Source organism: Candidatus Filomicrobium marinum, assembly GCF_000981545.1.
Classification (GTDB): Bacteria; Pseudomonadota; Alphaproteobacteria; order Rhizobiales; family Hyphomicrobiaceae; genus Filomicrobium; species Filomicrobium insigne.
The window spans coordinates 3,168,469-3,188,503 of record NZ_LN829119.1 but is presented as its reverse complement, the minus strand read 5'-3'; the positions used below and the strand labels follow the sequence as shown (position 1 = coordinate 3,188,503).

At 58.1% G+C, this 20,035-nt stretch carries 13 protein-coding genes and 1 pseudogene; 7 read left to right on the top strand and 7 right to left on the bottom strand.

Annotated elements, in window-relative coordinates:
• Window positions 1-30: 30 nt before the first annotated feature.
• Window positions 31-1,125, bottom strand: a complete 1,095-nt coding sequence (locus YBN1229_RS14890; protein ID WP_046478497.1) for a hypothetical protein — start codon at window positions 1,123-1,125, stop codon at window positions 31-33.
• A gap of 395 nt (window positions 1,126-1,520) precedes the next feature.
• Between YBN1229_RS14890 and glmU the strand changes: the two genes are divergently transcribed.
• From glmU to YBN1229_RS14870, 4 genes are all read left to right on the top strand, one after another.
• Entirely contained in the window at window positions 1,521-2,891 is a 1,371-nt protein-coding gene (gene glmU / locus YBN1229_RS14885; protein WP_046478498.1) for a bifunctional UDP-N-acetylglucosamine diphosphorylase/glucosamine-1-phosphate N-acetyltransferase GlmU, read from the top strand.
• 125 nt (window positions 2,892-3,016) lie between these two features.
• Complete coding sequence (gene glmS, locus YBN1229_RS14880; protein WP_046478499.1) at window positions 3,017-4,840, top strand: glutamine--fructose-6-phosphate transaminase (isomerizing); 1,824 nt, start codon at window positions 3,017-3,019, stop codon at window positions 4,838-4,840.
• A gap of 129 nt (window positions 4,841-4,969) precedes the next feature.
• Entirely contained in the window at window positions 4,970-6,058 is a 1,089-nt protein-coding gene (locus YBN1229_RS14875; protein WP_082101160.1) for an SPOR domain-containing protein, read from the top strand.
• Between the two features lie 181 nt (window positions 6,059-6,239).
• Window positions 6,240-7,025 (top strand): DUF502 domain-containing protein, encoded by a 786-nt coding sequence (locus YBN1229_RS14870; protein WP_052743978.1) that lies wholly within the window; start codon window positions 6,240-6,242, stop codon window positions 7,023-7,025.
• Window positions 7,026-7,042: 17 nt separating this feature from the next.
• Here the strand turns inward: YBN1229_RS14870 and recG are convergent.
• Window positions 7,043-9,169: pseudogene (recG, locus tag YBN1229_RS14865) on the bottom strand (ATP-dependent DNA helicase RecG); the annotation flags it as partial.
• Window positions 9,170-9,455: 286 nt separating this feature from the next.
• On the opposite strand from recG, the gene YBN1229_RS14860 reads away from it, so the two are divergent.
• Entirely contained in the window at window positions 9,456-9,734 is a 279-nt protein-coding gene (locus YBN1229_RS14860) for a succinate dehydrogenase assembly factor 2 (protein WP_046478502.1), read from the top strand.
• A gap of 50 nt (window positions 9,735-9,784) precedes the next feature.
• Window positions 9,785-13,279, top strand: a complete 3,495-nt coding sequence (mfd, locus tag YBN1229_RS14855; RefSeq protein ID WP_046478503.1) for a transcription-repair coupling factor — start codon at window positions 9,785-9,787, stop codon at window positions 13,277-13,279.
• Between the two features lie 64 nt (window positions 13,280-13,343).
• Here the strand turns inward: mfd and YBN1229_RS14850 are convergent, their stop codons facing one another.
• From YBN1229_RS14850 to YBN1229_RS14840, 3 genes are all read right to left on the bottom strand, one after another.
• A complete protein-coding gene (locus YBN1229_RS14850) occupies window positions 13,344-13,562 on the bottom strand; it encodes a hypothetical protein (RefSeq protein ID WP_046478504.1) in 219 nt (72 codons plus the stop codon).
• A 163-nt stretch (window positions 13,563-13,725) separates the two neighbouring features.
• Entirely contained in the window at window positions 13,726-15,330 is a 1,605-nt protein-coding gene (locus YBN1229_RS14845) for a class I adenylate-forming enzyme family protein (RefSeq protein WP_244464917.1), read from the bottom strand.
• A complete protein-coding gene (locus YBN1229_RS14840) occupies window positions 15,308-17,131 on the bottom strand; it encodes an extracellular solute-binding protein (protein ID WP_046478506.1) in 1,824 nt (607 codons plus the stop codon). The genes YBN1229_RS14845 and YBN1229_RS14840 overlap by 23 nt, the downstream gene beginning before the upstream one ends.
• Before the next feature lie 364 nt (window positions 17,132-17,495).
• Here YBN1229_RS14840 and YBN1229_RS14835 point away from each other — a divergent pair, with 364 nt between their 5' ends.
• Window positions 17,496-18,278, top strand: coding sequence for an invasion associated locus B family protein (locus YBN1229_RS14835; RefSeq protein WP_046478507.1), 783 nt, complete (start codon window positions 17,496-17,498; stop codon window positions 18,276-18,278).
• 205 nt (window positions 18,279-18,483) lie between these two features.
• On the opposite strand, the gene hspQ is transcribed toward YBN1229_RS14835, so the two are convergent.
• Window positions 18,484-18,825, bottom strand: a complete 342-nt coding sequence (gene hspQ / locus YBN1229_RS14830; protein WP_046480393.1) for a heat shock protein HspQ — start codon at window positions 18,823-18,825, stop codon at window positions 18,484-18,486.
• A 134-nt stretch (window positions 18,826-18,959) separates the two neighbouring features.
• Complete coding sequence (locus tag YBN1229_RS14825; RefSeq protein ID WP_046478508.1) at window positions 18,960-20,012, bottom strand: HpcH/HpaI aldolase/citrate lyase family protein; 1,053 nt, start codon at window positions 20,010-20,012, stop codon at window positions 18,960-18,962.
• Window positions 20,013-20,035 lie beyond the last annotated feature (23 nt).

Here is a 20,035-nt window from a genome sequence, read left to right as displayed (position 1 = left end):
GGATCTCTTTTTTGAGGTCCATCTCATCCTTTAAAGCGACCTGCCTTCGAACGTGGCGAGGGCGCATTCGCGAACCTCGCCGCCTAGCCCGGCGCAGATTTCGAGCACGTCCGTGGATTTGGCTACGGGGCCGGCCACCAAGGCATAAGGCCCAGTGCTCGAAACGCTTTCTTTTACGTAGCGCGGAGATAACCCTTTTAACGCGTCGCCGTGACGTTCCCGCATAGCGTTCCATGTCAAACGCAGGGCATCAAGCGTCGGCGCCGTAGCCAAGCGAACACCGATTTTGGGTATCTCCACCGTTTTTGGGGCCCGTGTGACCGTTGCGGGGCCAAAGGCGACGACCTTTGATGTCGGTCCTGTTGGTGGGGCCGCAGCCTTTGTTGGCGCAGCCTGCGGCTGTGCTGCGGGTTTAGGTTTGGAGATTGCTACGACGGCAACCGGCTTTGGCTTCGGGCGCACACCTGGAGCCGGGGGCGGTACGACTGGGAGCGCGCCGGTTTCGATCGGCGAACCTGCGTTGGAGCCATTTACAATCGTCGTGTTGACGATGGCGACTTCGCTGACCGAGCTCGGAGGCGAGGGTTGTTCAGGGGCAGCCGTTGTCATCGGCATGTTGGGGTGTGGCATACCGGGATGCTGTGTCGCTGAATCAACGATGCTCAGTCCCGGGATCACGACACCGGGCACGACCGGCACAGGGGCGGTTTCATTTGCAGCAGTCATTTGAGGTTCGGCCGGGACGCGATCGTCGTCAGCGGATGTTGTCGGCACTGCCTCGGAAGGCGCGACTTCCTGGGGCTCTCCCTCCGCATAAGCCTGCTTATGTTCATTCAATTCTGTGCGGAGCTTGGAGAGTTCCACTTTTGCGTTGGACAGGCGGTCGCTGAGCGCGCGCGCTGCCGGGCTCGCAACCTGCTCATCGGTAAACAGACTTGAGGGTGAATCAGTGGAGGCTGGCGTGGAAAGTGCGTTGACCAAGTCAGGATCGGTGAAAATGACCCCGAGATATGCGACTGAGGCGGCGCCCGCGAAGCTCCAAAAGAGAACGTAAAGGAATGGCAATGCCCTTCCCTTCGTCTTACGACGTCCACCTGCTTCCCGTGCCGTCTTGACTTTTTGCATTGCGCAAATCCGCTGACCTGTTGAGAGCCGGCAAAATGGTGATCGAGTTTCCTGTGCCGTAGGCCCCAAATTTTATTGTTCATTGAGAGAACATTGCTTCGCGCTGGGCTGGTATTCCGCCTGCGCTCGTCGACGCCAGGCCGCGGCAAGTCTCTTGTCGTGACGCTGGCTGAGTCGCGATGGGGAAGCAAACGGTCGGCGGCGATGCGCCTCAACACGCTGTGGACGGATTGTGGACGAGTTGGATCAATGCAGTGCGCCGCCGAACCCAGCCTCCTCCGCTGCCGGTTGCGCGGCAGGGCCCTTGGGCGCTATGCACTTGGCAAATTGCGCTGCCCGACCTTTAGGCCAAGCCCCGCCGGTTGGGCTGGCATATCAGCAAATGTGGAGCCCCGATGACCGACCGCTCGCTTTCGATCGTGATATTGGCCGCCGGCAAGGGCACACGCATGTACTCGCGGCAGCCGAAGGTGCTGCATCAAATCGCCGGCCGGTCGATGTTGGGGCACGTGCTAGCGCTGGCGTCGGGCATTTCGCACGCGAAGATCAGCGTCGTCATTGGACCCGGTATGGATGATGTGCGCAAGGAGGTGGTGCGTTGGTCTCCGGATGCTTCCATTTTTGTCCAGGAGAATCAGGCAGGAACAGCGGATGCGGTTCTCGCTGCGCGTGATCAGCTTGCCGAGCGCGGTGATGTGATCGTGCTTTATGCGGATTCTCCGCTGATGAGACCGCAGACTCTCGCCAAGCTTGTTTCCAGCCTGGAGTCCGGAGCAGGTGTGTCGGTAGTCGGCTTCGAGGCGGACGATCCCACAGGATATGGGCGCTTGCTCACGGATGCGTCCGGTGACCTGATTGCGATCCGCGAGCACAAGGATGCCAGTGCCGACGAATTAAATGTGAGGCTGTGCAACTCTGGTGTGATGGCATTCCGGTTGCCTGACGTGGTGGCGGTGCTAGACCGGATCGGCAACGATAACGCCAAGGGTGAATTTTATCTCACAGACGCCGTTGAAATCGCTCGCCGGGATGGGCTGAAGGCTGCGGTCGTGACGTGTGAAATGGATGAGGTGTTGGGCGTCAATTCGCGTGATCAACTCGCTGTGGCGGAGAGCATCTGGCAAACGCGAGCACGCTTGGCAGCCATGCGGGCGGGCGTGACGATGATTGCGCCGGACACTGTGTGGCTGTCGTTTGATACCGTGCTTGGGCAGGACGTGACCATCGAGCCTAACGTGTTTATTGGGCCGGGTGTCACCGTCGGGGAGGGGGTCTGGATCAAGGCCAACTCTTACCTTGAAGGCGCCGATCGCAAGAGCGCTGCAGGATTGCGGATCGATACCGGTGCGGAGGTTGGTCCCTTCGCGCGCTTACGGCCCGGGACAGAACTGGGCGCGGATGTGCATATCGGCAACTTTGTTGAAGTGAAGAACGCAGTTCTCGCCCCGGGCGCCAAGGCCAATCACCTGACCTACATTGGCGATGGCACAGTGGGCGCAGGGGCCAATATCGGCGCTGGGACGATCTTTTGTAATTACGACGGCTTCAACAAAAACCGCTGCGAGGTGGGCGCGGGTGTGTTCATTGGCTCCAACTCTGCGCTTGTTGCGCCGGTCCGGATCGGAGATGGCGCCTATGTCGCGGCTGGCAGCGTGATCACGACAAACGTGGAACCCGACAGTCTTGCGATTGTCAGGGCCAAGCGCGAGGACCGTCCCGAGTGGGCGGCAAAATATCGCGCGATGATGCAGCGCCGTAAAGGTTAACGCGAAAGTCGCCAACATCGCTCTTTCCCGGTGAAATCGCCGGAAATACTTTGTGAGTTGGCCTTAGATGTGCATGCCATTAGCTCGTCCATTGGGATAGGGCAGGCGAAGGGGGCTACCGAGGTATGTGCGGAATTGTCGGCATCTTAGGATCGAAACCTGTCGCGGAAGATCTCATCGAGGCTTTGCGGCGGCTCGAATACCGCGGGTACGACTCCGCCGGGATTGCGACGGTGGAGAATGGTCACCTTGGACGGCGGCGTGCTGAGGGCAAGTTGCGCAATCTTGAGGACCGGGTTCGTGCGGAGCCGTTGAGCGGGCGCAGCGGTATCGGTCATACGCGCTGGGCAACCCACGGCAAGGCGAGCGAGACCAACGCTCATCCCCATATGTCGGACAAGGTCTCGGTTGTTCACAATGGAATTATCGAGAACTTCCGCGAGCTGCGCGCAAAGTTGCAGGCCGCTGGCCATACTTTTGACAGTGAGACCGACACCGAAGCCGTCGTCCACCTCGTTACCGAGGAGCTCAAATGCTGTGGCGATGATCCGGTTGCCGCTGTGCGTTCCGCGCTTGCTCAGCTGAAGGGCGCTTTTGCGTTGGCCATTCTGTTTGCTGGGCACGACGATCTCATGATCGCGGCGCGGCAGGGCAGCCCGCTGGCTATCGGCCACGGTGATGGTGAAATGTATCTGGGTTCGGATGCTATTGCGCTGGCCCCCTTCACCAACGCGATTACGTACCTCGAAGAGGGCGACTGGGCGGTCATGCATCGTTCAGGGATGGAGATCTTCGACGCGAACGGTGAGCGGGTGGAACGTCCGATCATGCGTTCGTCTGCAGGGCTTCAGATCGCGGACAAGGGCAATCATCGTCACTTCATGGCCAAGGAGATACACGAGCAACCCGAGGTCATCAGTCATACGCTGGCTAATCTGATCGATATGGCGGCGGGTCGCGTGAACTTTCCAGATCTGGGTGTCGATCTGTCGAAGCTCTCGCGTGTGACGATTTCAGCTTGCGGTACGGCGTACTATGCCGGGCTTATCGGTAAGTACTGGATCGAGCGCTACGCGCGGGTGCCGGTTGAGATCGATGTTGCGTCGGAGTTCCGTTATCGCGAACCACCGCTGCCTGAGGGCGGGTTGGCCGTCTTCGTTTCGCAATCAGGAGAAACAGCCGATACGCTGGCAACTTTGCGATACTGCAAATCTCAGGGGCAGAGGATTGCATCTATCGTCAACGTGCGGACTTCGACAATCGCGCGGGAATCCGATGCCGTGTTGCCGACGCTTGCCGGGCCCGAGGTTGGCGTTGCGTCGACCAAGGCGTTCACCTGTCAGCTTGCTGTGCTGGCAGCTCTGGCTATTGCGCTGGGACGTGCGCGGGGGGCGATCAGTGCCGAGTTGGAGCAGGAGCTCGTCGGTGCTTTGATGGAAGTGCCACGTCACATTTCATCGATGTTGAGTGACGAGAGCGTCTACGAGGCGCTTGCGCACGACCTGTCACGGGCGCGGGATGTCCTTTATCTCGGCAGGGGCGTCAATTTTCCACTGGCTCTTGAGGGCGCCTTAAAGTTGAAAGAAATCTCGTATATTCACGCAGAAGGCTACGCGGCTGGTGAGCTGAAACATGGGCCAATCGCGTTGATTGACGAGAGTGTGCCGGTCATCGTGGTCGCGCCAAAAGACGAACTTTTCGACAAGACAGTATCGAATGTGCAGGAGGTGGCTGCGCGAGGTGGCCAAATCGTGTTCGTTTCGAATGGCGAATCAGATGAAGTTGGTTGTGACGTCGTTGCGCATATCACTATTCCTGATGTGCATCCGTTCACCAATCCTTTGATCTATGCCGTGCCGGCACAGCTGATTGCCTACCACACAGCTGTATTTATGGGGACGGATGTAGATCAGCCGCGGAACTTGGCGAAATCGGTCACTGTGGAATAGGGTGTAGGCGGCGGAATTCTAAGTCGATCCTTTGGGCCAAGAATTTGCCTGGATAGCCTGTTTCACTTAGCCTTCTCAAAACGAAGTTTGGGGGTAGTGGCGTCCGTGTCGAGACGAGGGGACCTGTCTATGAGCGTACGACAATCAAGGACATGGCAAAGGCTTGCGGTGGCGTCGTTCGCCGCCGGGCTGTCGGTCCTCGGTGGTGCGAGCCTGCAGCCGACATACGTTCTGGCGCAGACTGTTTCCGAGGATGCCTCGAAGAAAGATCCCGCTGAAGCCCGCAAGGATGTGATCGCCGGCGTGAAAGCGTTCGAAAAGGGCAAGATGGATCAAGCCATCGCCGAATTGACCAAAGGTCTCAAAAGCGGTGGACTGGCACCTAAGGATACGGCGAAAGCGCTTTATTATCGGGGGCTCGCCAATCGGCGCTCGGGGCGCCCAGCGCAAGCGATCTCGGATCTGACCAGCGCGGTCTGGTTGAAGGAGGGATTGACGGAGACGGAACGTAAGACAGCGTTGGAAAATCGTAGTGCAGCTTACGGTGAGGCGGGGCTGAAAGACCCCGGAATGGTCGAGGCGAAAGGTGCAGCTGACTCGGGCACGACGGTGTCGAGCCAATCCTCCAGTGGTTCAGGTTCTTCGACGACCGTATCGTCGTCGTCAGGTTCATCGTCCAATCCGTTGTCAGGCGTCGGCGATTTCTTTTCAGGTCTCTTTGGTGGCGGGTCCTCTTCATCGGCGAACGCCAGTCCAAGCGCCTCCGATACGCCGCCGGCGAGCGGGTTAGAAACTGCGTCAACGGGGCCTTCAGTTTCCGCCTGGGATAGTACGACGCAAAAATCGACGGGCGCAACGCCAACGCCAACGCCGCCGCCGACGCAGCAATGGCAGACCGCGGCGCGTCCCACCAAGCAGGCCGCTGTTGCTCCTCCGTCTAAGGCTGCCGCGCCCACTAAAAAGCTAAAAGGGCGCTATGAGGTTCAGGTCGCGGCTGTGCGTTCACGCGACGAAGCGGAACGTTTGGCGCTGGAACTCTCCAAAAAGCACGCGAGTATTTTAGGGGCGCGTGTACCTGAGATCGAAGAGACGGTGTTCGGCAACATGGGCACCTTCTACCGGATCAGCATCGGGCCTTTTGCCAAGGCTGACGACACGGCGAGCGTCTGCAAGGCGCTCAAGGCCGGCGGGTATGATTGCATGGTCGCTAAGAACTAACTTAGCGGGTATCTGCTGATACGCGTGCGGTGGTTTACTGGCGAAAAGACGAAAGCATGTGTTCAGCTTCGGCCCTTCCCGTGACAACATGTGCGGTGGTTTTGGGGGCAACTTTCCGGCGGGCAGAGTTACCGCGAGGGGGGAGCGTTCATTCGCGTAGCGCCAAGTGAGTTAGCGGGTCATGACGAAGCCGAGTGACAAGGAAGAGACGGAAGCACCTGAGCTGGAGGCCGCTGAAGGCCCAAAACTCGGGCCTATTACGGCTTTTCCTAATGGGCCGGGGGTGACGTTTGGTGCACGACTGCGCAACTATTTTCTTACCGGACTGATTATCGTCGGACCGGTTACCATTACGCTCTACATCGTCTGGTCGCTGATCAACATCGCGGACGCGTGGATCAAGCCACTTTTGCCAGAACGGTATCTGCCGGAAGCATATTTGCCGTTTGCCGTGCCCGGGATTGGCCTTCTGGTTGGTATCGTTGGGCTAATGGTTATCGGTGCGCTGGCCGCGAATCTCCTTGGCCGTACGCTCATCAGTTTCGGTGTGCAGATGCTGGATGGCATGCCGATTGTTCGCAACGTGCATCGCGGGCTTCGGCAGGTGTTTGAGGGTGTGCTGGTTGCGGCAGGGCCGAACCAGAGCTTTCAAAAGGTCGGCCTGATCCAATTTCCGTCGAAGGGATTGTGGTCGCTTGTTTTTGTGACCAGTGAAAAAACGGGTGAGATCAACATCAAGGTCAACGACGCTGGCGAGGATCTGATTGCGGTCTTCATGCCAACGGGTGTTGTTCCGCCGACAGGCTTCATCTGCTTCGTGCCGCGGAAGAATGTGACTATTCTGGATATGACTGCCGAAGACGCCGCCAAGATTATTTTGTCGGCGGGCATGGTCGTGCCAGACTATCAGGCCAGATTGGCGGCACTCGGCGCGGGTGCCGTGCCTCCGAAAAAGCCAAAGGCTTAGCGTTTGTCTGTGGGGCGTTAAGCGGCCCGAAACAAGCGTACCGCTTCATCGCATTCGAACAGATAGAGCAGGAGGCGAACGGCCTTTCCGCGCTCGCTTGTCAGCTTAGGGTCTTCAGCGAGAAACATACGGGCGTCATCGTGGGCTGCTGCCAGTAATTCGGATTGGTTTGGCACATTGGCAATACGGAAGGCCGGGAGCCCACTCTGGCGTGCGCCGAGAACCTCGCCGCCGCCACGTAGCTCCAAATCCTTTTCTGCGATCAAGAAGCCATCTTCCGTTTCGCGCATCATGTCGAGACGTGCTTCCGCGGTTTCTCCCAGCGGTGGTTTGAACAGCAGTACGCAATACGACTGGCGGCTGCCGCGGCCCACGCGTCCGCGCAGCTGATGAAGCTGAGCCAAGCCAAAACGCTCGGCGTGTTCAATCACCATGATTGAGGCGTTCGGGACGTTGACACCGACCTCGATCACAGTCGTCGAGACTAGGATACGAAGATCACCTGCCGAAAATGCCGCCATGGTCTGATCTTTTGTTGTCCCGTTCATCGCGCCATGAAGGAGACCAACGACACCCTCGCCGAAAATCTGGCTCAGGTGAGCGTGGCGCTCTTCAGCGGCAGCGAGTTCGCTGGTGCCCGTGCCTTCGATCAGCGGGCAGACCCAATAGACCTGGGCACCTGAAGCCAACGCGCGTCGCAATCCATCTACGACGTCTTCCAGGCGTTCCACGGAGGCTTTGGTGGTGACGACCGGTTTGCGCCCGGCCGGCTTCTCGTTCAATCGCGAAACATCGAGGTCACCGTAGTGCGTCATAACGAGGGTGCGCGGTATCGGGGTTGCGGTCATGACGAGGACGTTTGCGCCGCCATCGCCTCCCTTGGCTTGCAGCGCAAGGCGTTGATGGACGCCGAAGCGATGCTGCTCGTCGATGACGGCGACGGAGAGATCGCGAAATTGGACATCGGGTTGGAAAAGCGCATGGGTTCCGATGAGGATGTCGATCTCACCGGCTGCTAGGGCGGCCAGAACGTGTTTGCGTGCCGCACCTTTCTCACGGCCGGTGAGAAGACCCAACCGAAGCCCTGCTTTTTCGGCGAGCGGCGCAATGGTTTCCAGGTGCTGACGGGCCAGAACTTCGGTTGGGGCCATCAGGGCTGCCTGGCTTCCGGCCTCGACCGCGATCGCCATGGCCATAAGCGCAACGACGGTCTTGCCGGATCCGACATCGCCTTGAAGAAGCCGCAGCATACGGCTTGGGCTTGCCATGTCGGCGGCGATCTCTGTGATCGCCGTTGTCTGAGAGCCAGTGAGCTGGAAGGGGAGGGCGTCAGAGATACGTTGGCGAATGGCACCGTCGCCCTTTACCGCACGGCCGTGCTGGGACTTCAAGCTCTGGCGGACTAGTGCGAGCGCGACCTGACCGGCAAACAGCTCATCATAAGCGAGCCGCTGCCAGGCTGGAGCTCCGTTCGATATATCGGTCGCGTCTTGTGGCCGATGAATGCGCGCGATCGCCTCAGCGGCTGAGGGCCACTTTTGCTGGTCGAGCCAGCTCGGATTTTGCCATTCGGGTAAGTCCGGGAGCCGCTCCAGGGCTTGCCGCGTTGCCTTCTGCAGGATTTTTCCCGACAATCCTGCTGTCAGCGGATACACGGGCTCAAGCATGGGCAGATCGTCGCGGGCGTCGGCTGCGACGATGTAATCTGGATGCGTCATCTGCAGCGTTTCGCCGTAGAGTTCGATGCGGCCGGAGATGTAGCGTTCCTCGCCTACGGGGAGCTGGCGCTCAATGAATTTGCGTTCGGCTCTAAAAAACACCAAATCAATGCGGCCGCTGTCATCCTCGCAGGTGACCTTATAGGGCGCTTTGTTGTTGCCCCGCGGGGAGGGCCGGTGTTTGAGGATGCGCACCTTAAGAGTGGCAATGGTTCCAGGAACGGCGTGGCTGATCGTGGGTTCAGCACGGCGATCGATAACACCTGTGGGCGTGTGCCAGAGCAGGTCGATGATGCGGGCTTCGCTGACGCCAGCGGGCAAATCCAGGGCTTTGCGCAGTAGCGCGACCAGTCGTGGACCGATGCCGGTCAAGGATTGGGCTGGGGCAAACAGAGGCTGGAGTTGATCGGGCCGCATACGACGGAATTCCGTTTGGGGGTACGTGTGTTGTTTGGACGTGTTGGATCAAAAAACGCTTATACCCCGATCAAGTCCTGTTTTGGGGTTGCGGAGCATGCGTGTTTTGCCTGGTCCCCGCTTTTCTCAAGGTCTTGTAGGCGTTATAGGAACGCAACCTGTCAAAGAAGCAATGTCTCCCTGAGCTAGGTGCCGTCTGAGGCGGCTTCGGGTGCGGTCTGCTAATTCGGCTTGAGACCTGTCGGCGCGAAACGCTGCCAAGGAATACCGTGACGGGTGAACAGGAGAGGGACAATTGGACGAGAGCCTCGATATACGACGGCGCCGTGCGCTATACCGGGCCAACCATCGCGGTACAAAAGAAATGGACCTTTTGATGGGCCGGTATGCGGAAGCGCATCTAGAGGCCATGGATGAGGCTGCGTTGGATAGTTTCGAGCGATTTCTCGCTCTAGCCGATCCAGATGTTCAATCGTGGATACTTTCCGCGTCGGATGCGGATCGCCGGACGCCCATCGAACCGGAATTTGCTGACCTCATTCAATCGCTCAGATCGTTTCACGGATTGTCCTGAGCTTCGCCGAACAGTCATCGGCCCACATTTAAGGAACGACGTTAGCTATTATGAGCGGCGCTACCCCTAAAAACCACGATCTGCTGCTGACAGGTGTCCCGGAGGGGCTGGATGCACTTGTGCTGGCCAAGCTCGCTCAGGAAGCGCAAGGCGCTGAGGGGCATGCGGGTATTCTGATCCACGTCGCGCGCGACGATCGCCGGGTCGACCAGCTCGAGGGTGCGCTGCGCTTCTTCGCGCCGCAAATTCGCACGATCTCTTTTCCAGCGTGGGATACGGTCCCCTATGACCGGGTTGGGCCTAATTCCGATATCGTGGCGCGTCGCATCGCGGCACTGGCCAAGCTGACGATCGGGCGTCGGAAAGCGCCTACCCTGGTGCTAACCACCGTCAACGCGATCCTGCAACGGGTGCCTCCGGTCGCCTTCGTCCGCAGCTCCTTAAAGCAGATGGCAGCTGGGCAGCGGATCGATATGGGGCGATTGATCACGCGATTACAGCTCGCGGGATTTACGCGCACTGGGACGGTGATGGAGCCGGGCGAATATGCGGTTCGGGGTGGCATTCTCGACCTTTTTCCGCCGGGCAGAACCAATCCGGTTCGGCTCGATTTCTTTGGCGATACGCTGGAGAGCATAAAATCCTTCGACGCGGAAACGCAGCGCACACTCAAGCCTTTGCAGAAGATTGTGCTCATGCCGATTTCCGAACTGGCGCTGGGGGATGCAGCGACCAGCCGTTTTCGTAGTCGTTACGTCGAACTGTTCGGCGGAGGGACAGGCAGCGATCCGCTCTACGAGGCCGTGAGTGCGGGCAGCCGCTATCCGGGGCAGGAGCACTGGCTTCCGCTCTTTCATGAGCAACTCGATACACTGGCGGACTACGCGCCGGATTCTGCCATTTCATTCGACCACCGCGCCGATGAGGCTGTGCGGCAGCGTTTCGAGCAGATTGCGGAACATTACGAAGCGCGCACGCAGGCGCTTGAGGTGGAAGCCTTCGGCGCGCCTCCATACAAGCCTGTGCCGCCAGACCTCATGTTCCTTGATGGGAAAGCGTGGGGTGAACTTATGGGGCAGCGCCAAGTCTATCGTTTGAACCCGTTTGAGACGGGCGAAGGCGCGGACGTACGCTCATGGAATGGCCGCCCGGGACGAACGTTCGCGGCCGAGCGCCTAGCAGGAGACGTCAATGTTTTCGACGCTGTCGTCAGTCATATCTCGGCGCTAAAGCGTGAACATCGGCGCGTGATGATTGCGGCGTGGACGCCCGGTGCTCGGGAGCGGCTTGCCGGATTGCTCAACGATCACGGTCTAAAGGAGACCCGCAACGTTGAGAGTTTTGATGCGGCTCTGGAGCTTCCGGCGGACGTCACGCCCATGGCTGTGCTCGGTTTGGAGCAGGGTTTTGTCACTCCCGAACTCGCGGTTATCGGTGAGCAGGACATTCTTGGCGACAGGCTGGTGCGACCGCGGCGGAAAGCCCGTCGCGCTGTGGACGTTCTTACGGAAGCGACGAGCCTTTCCGTTGGCGATCTCGTTGTGCATGCCGATCATGGTATTGGCCGCTTTGCAGGGCTTACGACGATTTCCGCACTCGGCGCGATGCACGATTGCCTTGAGCTGATCTATGCGGGTGGCGACAAACTGTTCGTGCCGGTTGAGAACCTCGAACTGTTGACGCGCTATGGTGCGGAGGACGGTTCGGCTCAGCTTGACAGGTTGGGTGGTGTCGCATGGCAATCGCGGAAGGCTCGGCTCAAGAAGCGCCTCCAGGAAATTGCTGGCGAACTCATCAAAATCGCAGCGCTACGGCAATTGCGCGAGGCGCCGGCGTTGGCCCCTCCGGCTGGGGCCTTTGAAGAGTTTGTCTCGCGTTTTCCGTATGAGGAAACCGAGGATCAGGCCGCCAGTATCGATGCGGTGATCGAGGATCTTGGGGCGGGCCGTCCAATGGATCGCCTTGTTTGTGGCGACGTTGGATTTGGCAAGACGGAAGTCGCGTTGCGTGCAGCCTTTGTGACTGCGATGAGCGGCCTTCAGGTCGCAGTTGTCGTCCCAACGACGCTTCTTGCCCGTCAGCACTTCAAGACATTTAGCGACCGGTTCAAAGGATTGCCGCTCAATGTGGCGCAGGCTTCCCGGCTTGTGGGTGCTAAAGAGCTGGCTGAAGTGAAGGAGGGGTTGTCAAACGGGCAAATCGATATCGTTGTGGGAACCCACGCGCTCCTCAGCAAGTCGATCAAGTTTGCCCGGCTCGGGCTGCTGGTGATCGACGAGGAACAACACTTCGGTGTCGCGCACAAGGAACGCCTCAAGCAGCTACGTGAAGATGTTCATGTTCTCACGCTATCGGCGACGCCTATTCCGCGGACACTTCAGCTTGCGTTGACGGGTGTACGCGAGCTGTCTTTGATTACGACACCGCCGGTCGATCGTTTGGCTGTGCGCACGTATATCTCGCCGTTCGATCCCGTCATTGTGCGCGATGCACTTCGCCGCGAACGGTATCGTGGCGGTCAGGCATTTTATGTCGTCCCGCGATTGAGCGACCTTCCTGATGTCAGAGAATTTTTGACAGAAGCGGTGCCCGAACTTCGCGTGGCGACGGCACACGGGCAGATGACGCCAACTGAGTTGGAAGACGTCATGACTGCGTTCTACGAGGGGCGTTACGACATTCTCTTGTCGACGCCAATCGTCGAGTCCGGTCTCGATGTGCCCAATGCCAACACGCTGATCGTCCATCGTGCCGATATGTTTGGCTTGGCGCAGCTTTATCAGCTGCGCGGGCGCGTGGGCCGCTCGAAGGCGCGTGCGTATGCCTACATTACGACGCCACCGGGCAAAGCTCTGACGGAAGGCGCCGAGAAGCGGCTCAAGGTCTTAAATTCATTGGACTCATTAGGGGCAGGTTTTTCGTTAGCGTCGCACGATCTGGATATTCGTGGTGCGGGTAACCTGCTTGGCGAAGAGCAATCCGGGCACATCCGCGAAGTTGGCTTCGAGCTTTATCAGTCGATGCTGGAAGAAGCCGTGGCTGCAATGAAGGGCGGCGAAGGCGGTGAGTTGAAGGATCAGTGGAGTCCGGAAATTTCGCTTGGTACGTCGATCCTCATCCCCGAGAGTTACGTCACAGATCTACAGCTGAGGCTGGGACTTTATCGCAGGTTGGCCAGCCTTGAGACACGTGCGGATATCGACAATTTTGCAGCGGAATTGGTCGATCGCTTTGGTCCCGCGCCGGAAGAGGTTACCCATCTTCTGGATGTCATGGAGATCAAAGGTTTGTGCCGTCAAGCTTCCGTTAGCCGGGTTGATGCTGGTCCCAAGGGCGCGGTGTTGTCGTTCCATCAGAACAGCTTCCCCAATCCGGAAGGCTTGGTCGAACTGATGCAGCGATCCCGCGGGCTTATCAAATTGTTGCCCGATCATAAGCTGGTGTTCAAAGCGGAATGGGATCTACCCGAACAGCGCCTGAAGGGTGTTCGGGGGCTGGTAAAGCAGTTGGCGGAAATTGCGGAACGCGAGCGTAAGGTCGCGTAAAAAAATAGGGTCGGAGAATAGACTTCTCCGACCCCGAAATCGTTACCCTGTGATCCCGATCAGATTACTTCTTCTCGGACTTTTCGGGTTGCGCTGTGCTCATGCTGGGTTTCGTTCCCCACTCCGAGCGCATTTCAAATACTGCTTTGGCGGAATCAGTTGGAAGGGCTGGGCGGCCCGCTACTTCCACTGCTTTCTCTCCGCCCTTTTTGTCTTGCGCCAGTGCGGGCTGACTTGCAATTGCTGCGACCAGCAATGCCGCGACAGTCGCTACAGACTTCATGTTGCTTCCTCCTAGTTACTTGCAAAACTTGAAATGACTAACGCTTCACAAGCTAGGTGGTTCCGTAACAATTTAAAGGGGTGTTTAAGGATATACCGTTATCTGAAGTTATATAATGTTGGCGTGTTCTTATTTTTCCCGGATGATGTTTCCTTGTTTGTTTCTATCTGGTTTCCGAATTTTCCATTGGTTCTTCTTCTTTGCTCAGAATAGATCGTTTGATCTTCCCATTGGCGGTACGGGGCAGCTTGTCGATGAAGCGGATCTCGCGCGGACATTTGTAGGCTGCAAGGCGAGAGGCTGCGAAGGCGAGCAAGTCATCCTGCCGAGGAGGTGAGCCGGAATTTTGGGCAACGATGAACGCGCAGAGAATAGTTACGCCAGAGCTGACTTCCAGCGCTGCGCATGCGCATTCTGCGACATGAGGATGTTGCACGAGTACGGCTTCAACCTCTTGCGGGGCAATCCGGTATCCGAGCGCCTTTATGACATCGTCGGCGCGCCCGAGATGGCTGATGTAGCCCTCGCTGTCCATGACGCCAAGATCACCACCGACAAACCAATCGCCGCGTATCACCGCGGCTTCCTCGTCCGGCCGCTTCCAATATCCGAGCATCAAGCCTGGATCTGTCCGATGGATAGCTATGAGACCCGGCTCTCCGGGCGCAAGAGGTTCGTTCCCAGCCTCTTCGCTGAGAATTGCGATGCTGCGACCCGGTTGTGCTCGGCCAACTGTTCCAGACTTTCTGGGAACGGTTGGGCTTGAGGAAATGTACGTGGAGATTTCGCTCATGCCGAGTGCTTCGTAGAGCTGGCGGCCCGTGCGCTCTGTCCATTCCTCAAAAAGGTCCGGTGGAGGCGCTTCGCCTGCAATGAGAGCATGGCGGAGAGTCGGCATCCGTGTCGGGTCGACATCTGCGTATTTCAGGATCTGACGGATCAGACCTGGTACGGCAGCAAAAATTGAGGCCTCGGTTTTCTCGATCAGATTTGGCCAGACGGCAGGGTTCTTTTCGCCGGTAAAGATGATGGCGGTTGCGCCATTAGCCCACGGGTCCGTCAGTCCGGTGCCGAGTGTGAAGGTCCAATTGAATGCCCCAGCGTGTAGAACGCGATCTTCAGGCGTGATGCCGTACCATCCTTGATACATGGGGCGGCGCCCCCACGCGGCGCGGTGGGCGTGGATCACCCCCTTGGGGGAGGCTGTGGTCCCGGATGTGTAGATCAGATATGCCGGATCATCAGAATGTGTGGCGACGTAGTCGCTGCTTTCTGGAAAGTCGATCAGGTGATGCAGCTCGCTGCGTCCGTACAGCGCTACGTTTGATGGCAAAGCGCTGGCTGCCTGCTCATCGTCACAGATGACAAGTTCGGCTTCGCTGTCGGCGACGATAAATGCCAGCTCTGACGGTGTGAGGGCCGCTGACGTCGGGATCGGTACGAATCCGGCTGCGATTGCTCCGAAAAAGGCCAGCGGGAAGGCGCTCGTATTGCCGAGGCTTAGGACGATCCGGCTGCCGCGCGGCAACCCGCGAGCGCTTAGTCCGGCGGCTACGCGGCGCACCGCTTCATCGAGTTCGCCGTATGTCCAGACCTCAGCCGGTGTTTTGGCGGAGACATCCTCAATGACGATCAGCGCAGGTTTGTCGGGGGGGCGCTGGGAGGCCGGAGCAAGACAATACGCTGCGAGATTTAAGGCCTTGGGGGGAGGCTGCCCTGAAAAGCCGAGGTGACTGCTTTGCGTTTTATTCGTTATGGGATGCTTCAACCGCCTGGGCCTTCTCAATGGTGGCGCTCCACCATGTGTCGACCTGATATCCAAACAATGATGTCTGCTGAGGCTGGCCGAGGTGGTGCCAGTAAGCGACCCATTGCTTTTGCAGATGGTAGAGCGGAATTACGTAATCTCCCGACAACAGCGCTCGGTCAAGAGCGCGCACGCTGGACACGAAGTCTTCTGGTGCTTCGGCCGTCAGCATGGCAGCGATCATGGCATCGACGGCGGGACTCTTGACCCCCGGGTAGTTGAAGGTGCCGTCACGGTCGGCCAACGCCGATGACCAACGGAAGAGCTGCTCGTTGCCTGGCGAAAGTGAGGAAGGCCAGCGTGTCTGAATCATGTCGTAGTCGTATGTCTTGAGCCGCGACTGATACTGCGCACTGTCCACTACGCGAATTCGCGGCTTAATGCCGAGGCGTTCAAGGTCGCGCGCGAAGCCTAAAAAAAGACGTTCTTGGGCTGCCGTTGCGGCTAATATTTCGAAGCTGAGCTGTTGACCGGTTTCCTGTGAAAGCAGCTTGCCGCCTTCGAGCTTGTAGCCGGCGTCGTTTAGAAGCTTCAGGGCGGTGCGCCAATTCTCACGATTACGTCCTGTGCCGTCAGATACGGGGAATTGATATTCTCCCATCATGAGTTCCGGCTTTATCTCCGAAAGATAAGGCGCCAGTAATTTTTTCTCGAGCGCGTCGGCAGGCTGGCCGGTGCTGGCGAGCATGGAACGCTCGAAGTAGCTCTGCGTACGGCTATAAAGCCCATGATAGAGGTTGCGGTTGATCCACTGGAAATCGAAGAGATAGATCAGCGCTTGCCTTACGCGCTGGTCAGCGAAGACAGGGCGGCGGGTATTGAAGGCGAGAGCAGACATGCCCGCCGGCAAACCGATATCGAATTCGCCTTTTATGATGTTACCATTGGTCACCGCGCGGGTGTCGTAGCCTTCCGCCCAGCGCGAGGGGTCTTCTTCTGGGCGTATATCGATCCTGCCAGACTTGAATGCTTCGAACATGGCGGCGTCGTCACGATAATAATCAAAACGGATCTCATCGAAATTGAAGCGTCCACGATTGATCGGAAGATCCTTGCCCCACCAGTCTGGGTCGCGCTCGTACACAATGGAACGGCCGGGGTCGACCTGTGCCATCTTATAGGGGCCTGAGCCTATAGGGGGGGTCAACGTCGTGCGCTGAAACGTGTCCTCATCGAGAAGGTGGCTCGGCAGGATCGGCATCAGGCCGAGAATAAGTGGCAGTTCACGGTCGTCGGGCTCAAGATCGAAGCGGACGCTCAGATCGGAAAGCCGCTCGGTTTTCGTGACCTTTTTGTAGTACGCGCGATGGTTGGGGCGGCCATGATCGCGCAGGACGCGCCATGAAAATAGGAGATCATCTGCGGTTACCGGGTGGCCGTCCGAAAAGCGCGCGTCGGGGTTGAGGTGGAACGTGACCGTACTGCGATCCGGCGCCAGTTCGACGTGCTGAGCAAGCTGCGCATAGAGCGTGAAAGGTTCGTCGAGGCCGCGTGTCAGCAGGCTTTCATAGAGAAATTCGCGTAGGCCCGCACCAGGGTCGCCCTTAATGATCAGGGGATTGAGGCTGTCGAATGAGCCTTGGGAGCCAAGGCGCAAGCGACCACCCTTCGGCGCGTCAGGATTGACATAATCAAAATGCTTGAAGCCTTCCGAATGCTTAGGTGTACCGTGCATGGCGATGGCGTGTGTTTTGACAGCTGACGCTGGAGACGGCAAAACGGCAAAACTGAGCAAGGCGGCCGCGGTCAGACACAGCCGCATGACACCATCGCGTTGAGTAGAAATCACGGGTTCACAAATCCTTTGAGTGGTGTGCTGACAACCGGGGTGAGCCGTGCCGTCTCGTTCTCGGCTGAATTCTACCACACTTGTTGGTGCAATAGAGGCAGACGGCCAAGCCTCTGGCGTGAACTTCGAAAGCCTAAGCGTTGCGGATTTGCCACGATGTGTCTGATGAGGTCTAACAATACAAATTCAACATACGTCACGTCACGCGATCGCCTTATTCCACGCCTTAGTGCGATCGCGCTGGCGTGATTGTGGCCAAGAAAATAGAGCGCAGTGTTTGCGCCAAAGAGGGGCTGAGCTGGCGGGACTAGCTCTCAACGAAAGGTTGATGTGTCAAATGACTATTAAGGTATGGCAGTCCAAGCGGTTTGCGCTTGGTGCGGCACTGATGGCGGCAGCGGCAATTGCCATGCCGGCACATGGGCAGGAGAAGAAGGGCGCGGCTCCAAAGCAGGCGGCGGCCCAAGCTCCGGCCGCCAGTCAGAGCGCATGGGTGAAATTGTGTGAGAAAGCCCCTGTCGTTACGGGTGTGGACAAAAAAGATAAAGGCAAAGTCGTCCGTGAAGATAAGACGATTTGCCTGACGCACCACGAACGTCTCGATGGCAATACTGGCATGGTTCTGGTTTCGGCGGCTATCCGCGATGTTGAAGGCGCTGATCACAAGAGCCTGATGGTGATGGTCCCGCTCGGTATGGCGCTTCCGGCTGGTGTCCGCGCTGCGGTTTACAGTCAAGAGCAGTGGACGAAGGCGGCTAATAACGAAAAGATTGATGAGAAGGAACTCAAGCCAATCAAGCTTGAGTATTCGCTGTGCCATGCTGCAGGCTGCACGGCTGAAGCCGAGGCAACGCCGGAACTCATCAATCAAATGAAGAAGGGCGGTGGCCTGATGATCCTCGCGGTCAACGCTGGCGCTCAGCCGATTGGCTTCCCTGTTCCGCTGTCCGGCTTTGCTGAAGCGCATGACGGTAAGCCCGTCGATAACGAGCAGTACGCAAAGGCACGAAGCCAGTTGATGGCGCAAATTCGTGAGCGCCAGAAGGCTGCCATGAAGGCGTTCCAGGACGCTCAGAAGGACAAGGCTGGTGCGGCCAAGAAGGACGAGAAGAAGAAGTAATCAATTTTCATGGTCGGTGCGGTTTTTTCCCGCGTCGACTGAGGTTCCCCGGTTCAGGACCAGTCGCAGCGCTGCCGTTATTTTCGGCGGCGCTGTTTTTTTGCTTGGATGGAGGGTGGAGATAGTTTTAGCCGCTGCCATGCGCCTTCTGCGGGCGGCTCGGCTCACCCGCTCACAAATGAATTTTTGACGCTGCGTGTGCGGGTCAGTGTGCCTGCAAAAACAGGGGCTGGAACTGGCCTTCCTCGTCCTGATGGAACAGCTCTTCGATCTGCGGGTGACGCAGCGGTGTTCCAGTCTGGTCGATCACCAGATTCTGTTCCGAGACATAGGCGATGTATTCGCTGTCAGCATTTTCAGCGAGCAAATGATAGAATGGTTGTTCGCGATCAGGGCGGATTTCCTCTGGGATCGCGAGAAGCCACTCTTCCGTGTTGTCGAAGGTCGGATCGATATCAAACACAACGCCCCTAAAGCCGTAGTGGCGGTGCCTTACCACCTCTCCGACATTGTATTTGGCGCTTTTAATTTTATCGGCCGTGCCCATGACTGCTTTCAGAACTTCATTGTTTCGTTTTTTGGAACCCATTCTGGTATTCCACGAGACTGCATCAGTCCTGTCAACACGTTCGATAGGTGAAAGATGGGCGGCCAAGGTATGGCCGCCACACCTGCCTTGGCTCAAAGGCCGTAGGCGCTTGCCAGCTCTGGATCCTTGGATGCGACAATTCGCGCCAAGTCGACAATGACCTTTGCCTGCTTCCACGTCGCGTCGTCTTGCATCTTGCCGTCAATCATAACCGCGCCTGTCCCGTCCGGCATGGCTTCGAGGATGCGCTTTGCAAAGTCAACTTCGGCAGGATCGGGACTGAACACCTTTTTGGCGATGTCGACCTGGCTAGGGTGAAGAGACCAAGCGCCCAGGCAACCCTGCAAGAACGCGTTCATGAACTGGCTCTCGCACGCTGCCGGATCAGAGAAGTCACCAAAGGGTCCGTAGAATGGCTTGATACCATAGGCCATGCACGCGTCGACCATTTTGCCGACGGTGTAGTGCCAGAGATCTTGCTGATAAGCGATGCGCGGTGCCCCGGCTTCCCCGGCGTCGGCTAGCACGGCGTAATCAGGATGCCCACCGCCGACACGGGTCGTCTTCATGCCGCGTGAGGCTGCGAGGTCGGCAGGGCCTAAGCTCATGCCATGCATGCGTGGGGACGCTGCAGCAATAGCCTCGATGTTATTTACACCTTCGGCGGTTTCGAGGATGGCGTGAATGAGAATGGGTTTCGTGATGTTATGCCGAGCTTCAAGCTGTGCCAGCAGCTGATCGAGATAGTGGATGTCCCACGGTCCTTCGACCTTCGGCAACATGATGACATCGAGTTTATTGCCCGCGCTCGCGACGATCGCGGTGATGTCGTCGAGTGCCCACGGTGAATTCAGGCAGTTGATACGTGTCCAGAGGCCAGTGGAGCCGAAATCGTGTTCCTGCGCCATGGAGATGAAGCCGGCGCGGGCGGCTTCCTTCTCGGTGGCTGGAATGGCGTCTTCCAGGTTCCCGAGGATGACGTCGACCTTCTTGATCATGTCGCCGAGCTTGGCGCGGATCTTTTCGTTGTGCGGGGGGACGAAGTGAATCATCCGCTCTAACCGGACTGGCAGAGTACGGAAGGGTTCCGGCGCACCGATGGCGAGAGGCTGGAAGTGTTTGGCGGGCGTGCGCGTAACAGTCATCGGTGGGCTTTCCTATTTCATTT

Excerpts from the sequence above, each read along its gene's own strand:
- YBN1229_RS14875 (WP_082101160.1), top strand. The coding sequence starts at position 4,970 with ATGAGCGTACGACAATCAAGGACATGGCAAAGGCTTGCGGTGGCGTCG.
- YBN1229_RS14850 (WP_046478504.1), bottom strand. The coding sequence starts at position 13,562 with ATGAAGTCTGTAGCGACTGTCGCGGCATTGCTGGTCGCAGCAATTGCA.
- glmU (WP_046478498.1), top strand. The coding sequence starts at position 1,521 with ATGACCGACCGCTCGCTTTCGATCGTGATATTGGCCGCCGGCAAGGGC.
- glmS (WP_046478499.1), top strand. The coding sequence starts at position 3,017 with ATGTGCGGAATTGTCGGCATCTTAGGATCGAAACCTGTCGCGGAAGAT.
- YBN1229_RS14890 (WP_046478497.1), bottom strand. The coding sequence starts at position 1,125 with ATGCAAAAAGTCAAGACGGCACGGGAAGCAGGTGGACGTCGTAAGACG.
- YBN1229_RS14870 (WP_052743978.1), top strand. The coding sequence starts at position 6,240 with ATGACGAAGCCGAGTGACAAGGAAGAGACGGAAGCACCTGAGCTGGAG.
- YBN1229_RS14840 (WP_046478506.1), bottom strand. The coding sequence starts at position 17,131 with ATGCGGCTGTGTCTGACCGCGGCCGCCTTGCTCAGTTTTGCCGTTTTG.
- YBN1229_RS14825 (WP_046478508.1), bottom strand. The coding sequence starts at position 20,012 with ATGACTGTTACGCGCACGCCCGCCAAACACTTCCAGCCTCTCGCCATC.
- hspQ (WP_046480393.1), bottom strand. The coding sequence starts at position 18,825 with ATGGGCACGGCCGATAAAATTAAAAGCGCCAAATACAATGTCGGAGAG.
- mfd (WP_046478503.1), top strand. The coding sequence starts at position 9,785 with ATGAGCGGCGCTACCCCTAAAAACCACGATCTGCTGCTGACAGGTGTC.
- YBN1229_RS14835 (WP_046478507.1), top strand. The coding sequence starts at position 17,496 with ATGACTATTAAGGTATGGCAGTCCAAGCGGTTTGCGCTTGGTGCGGCA.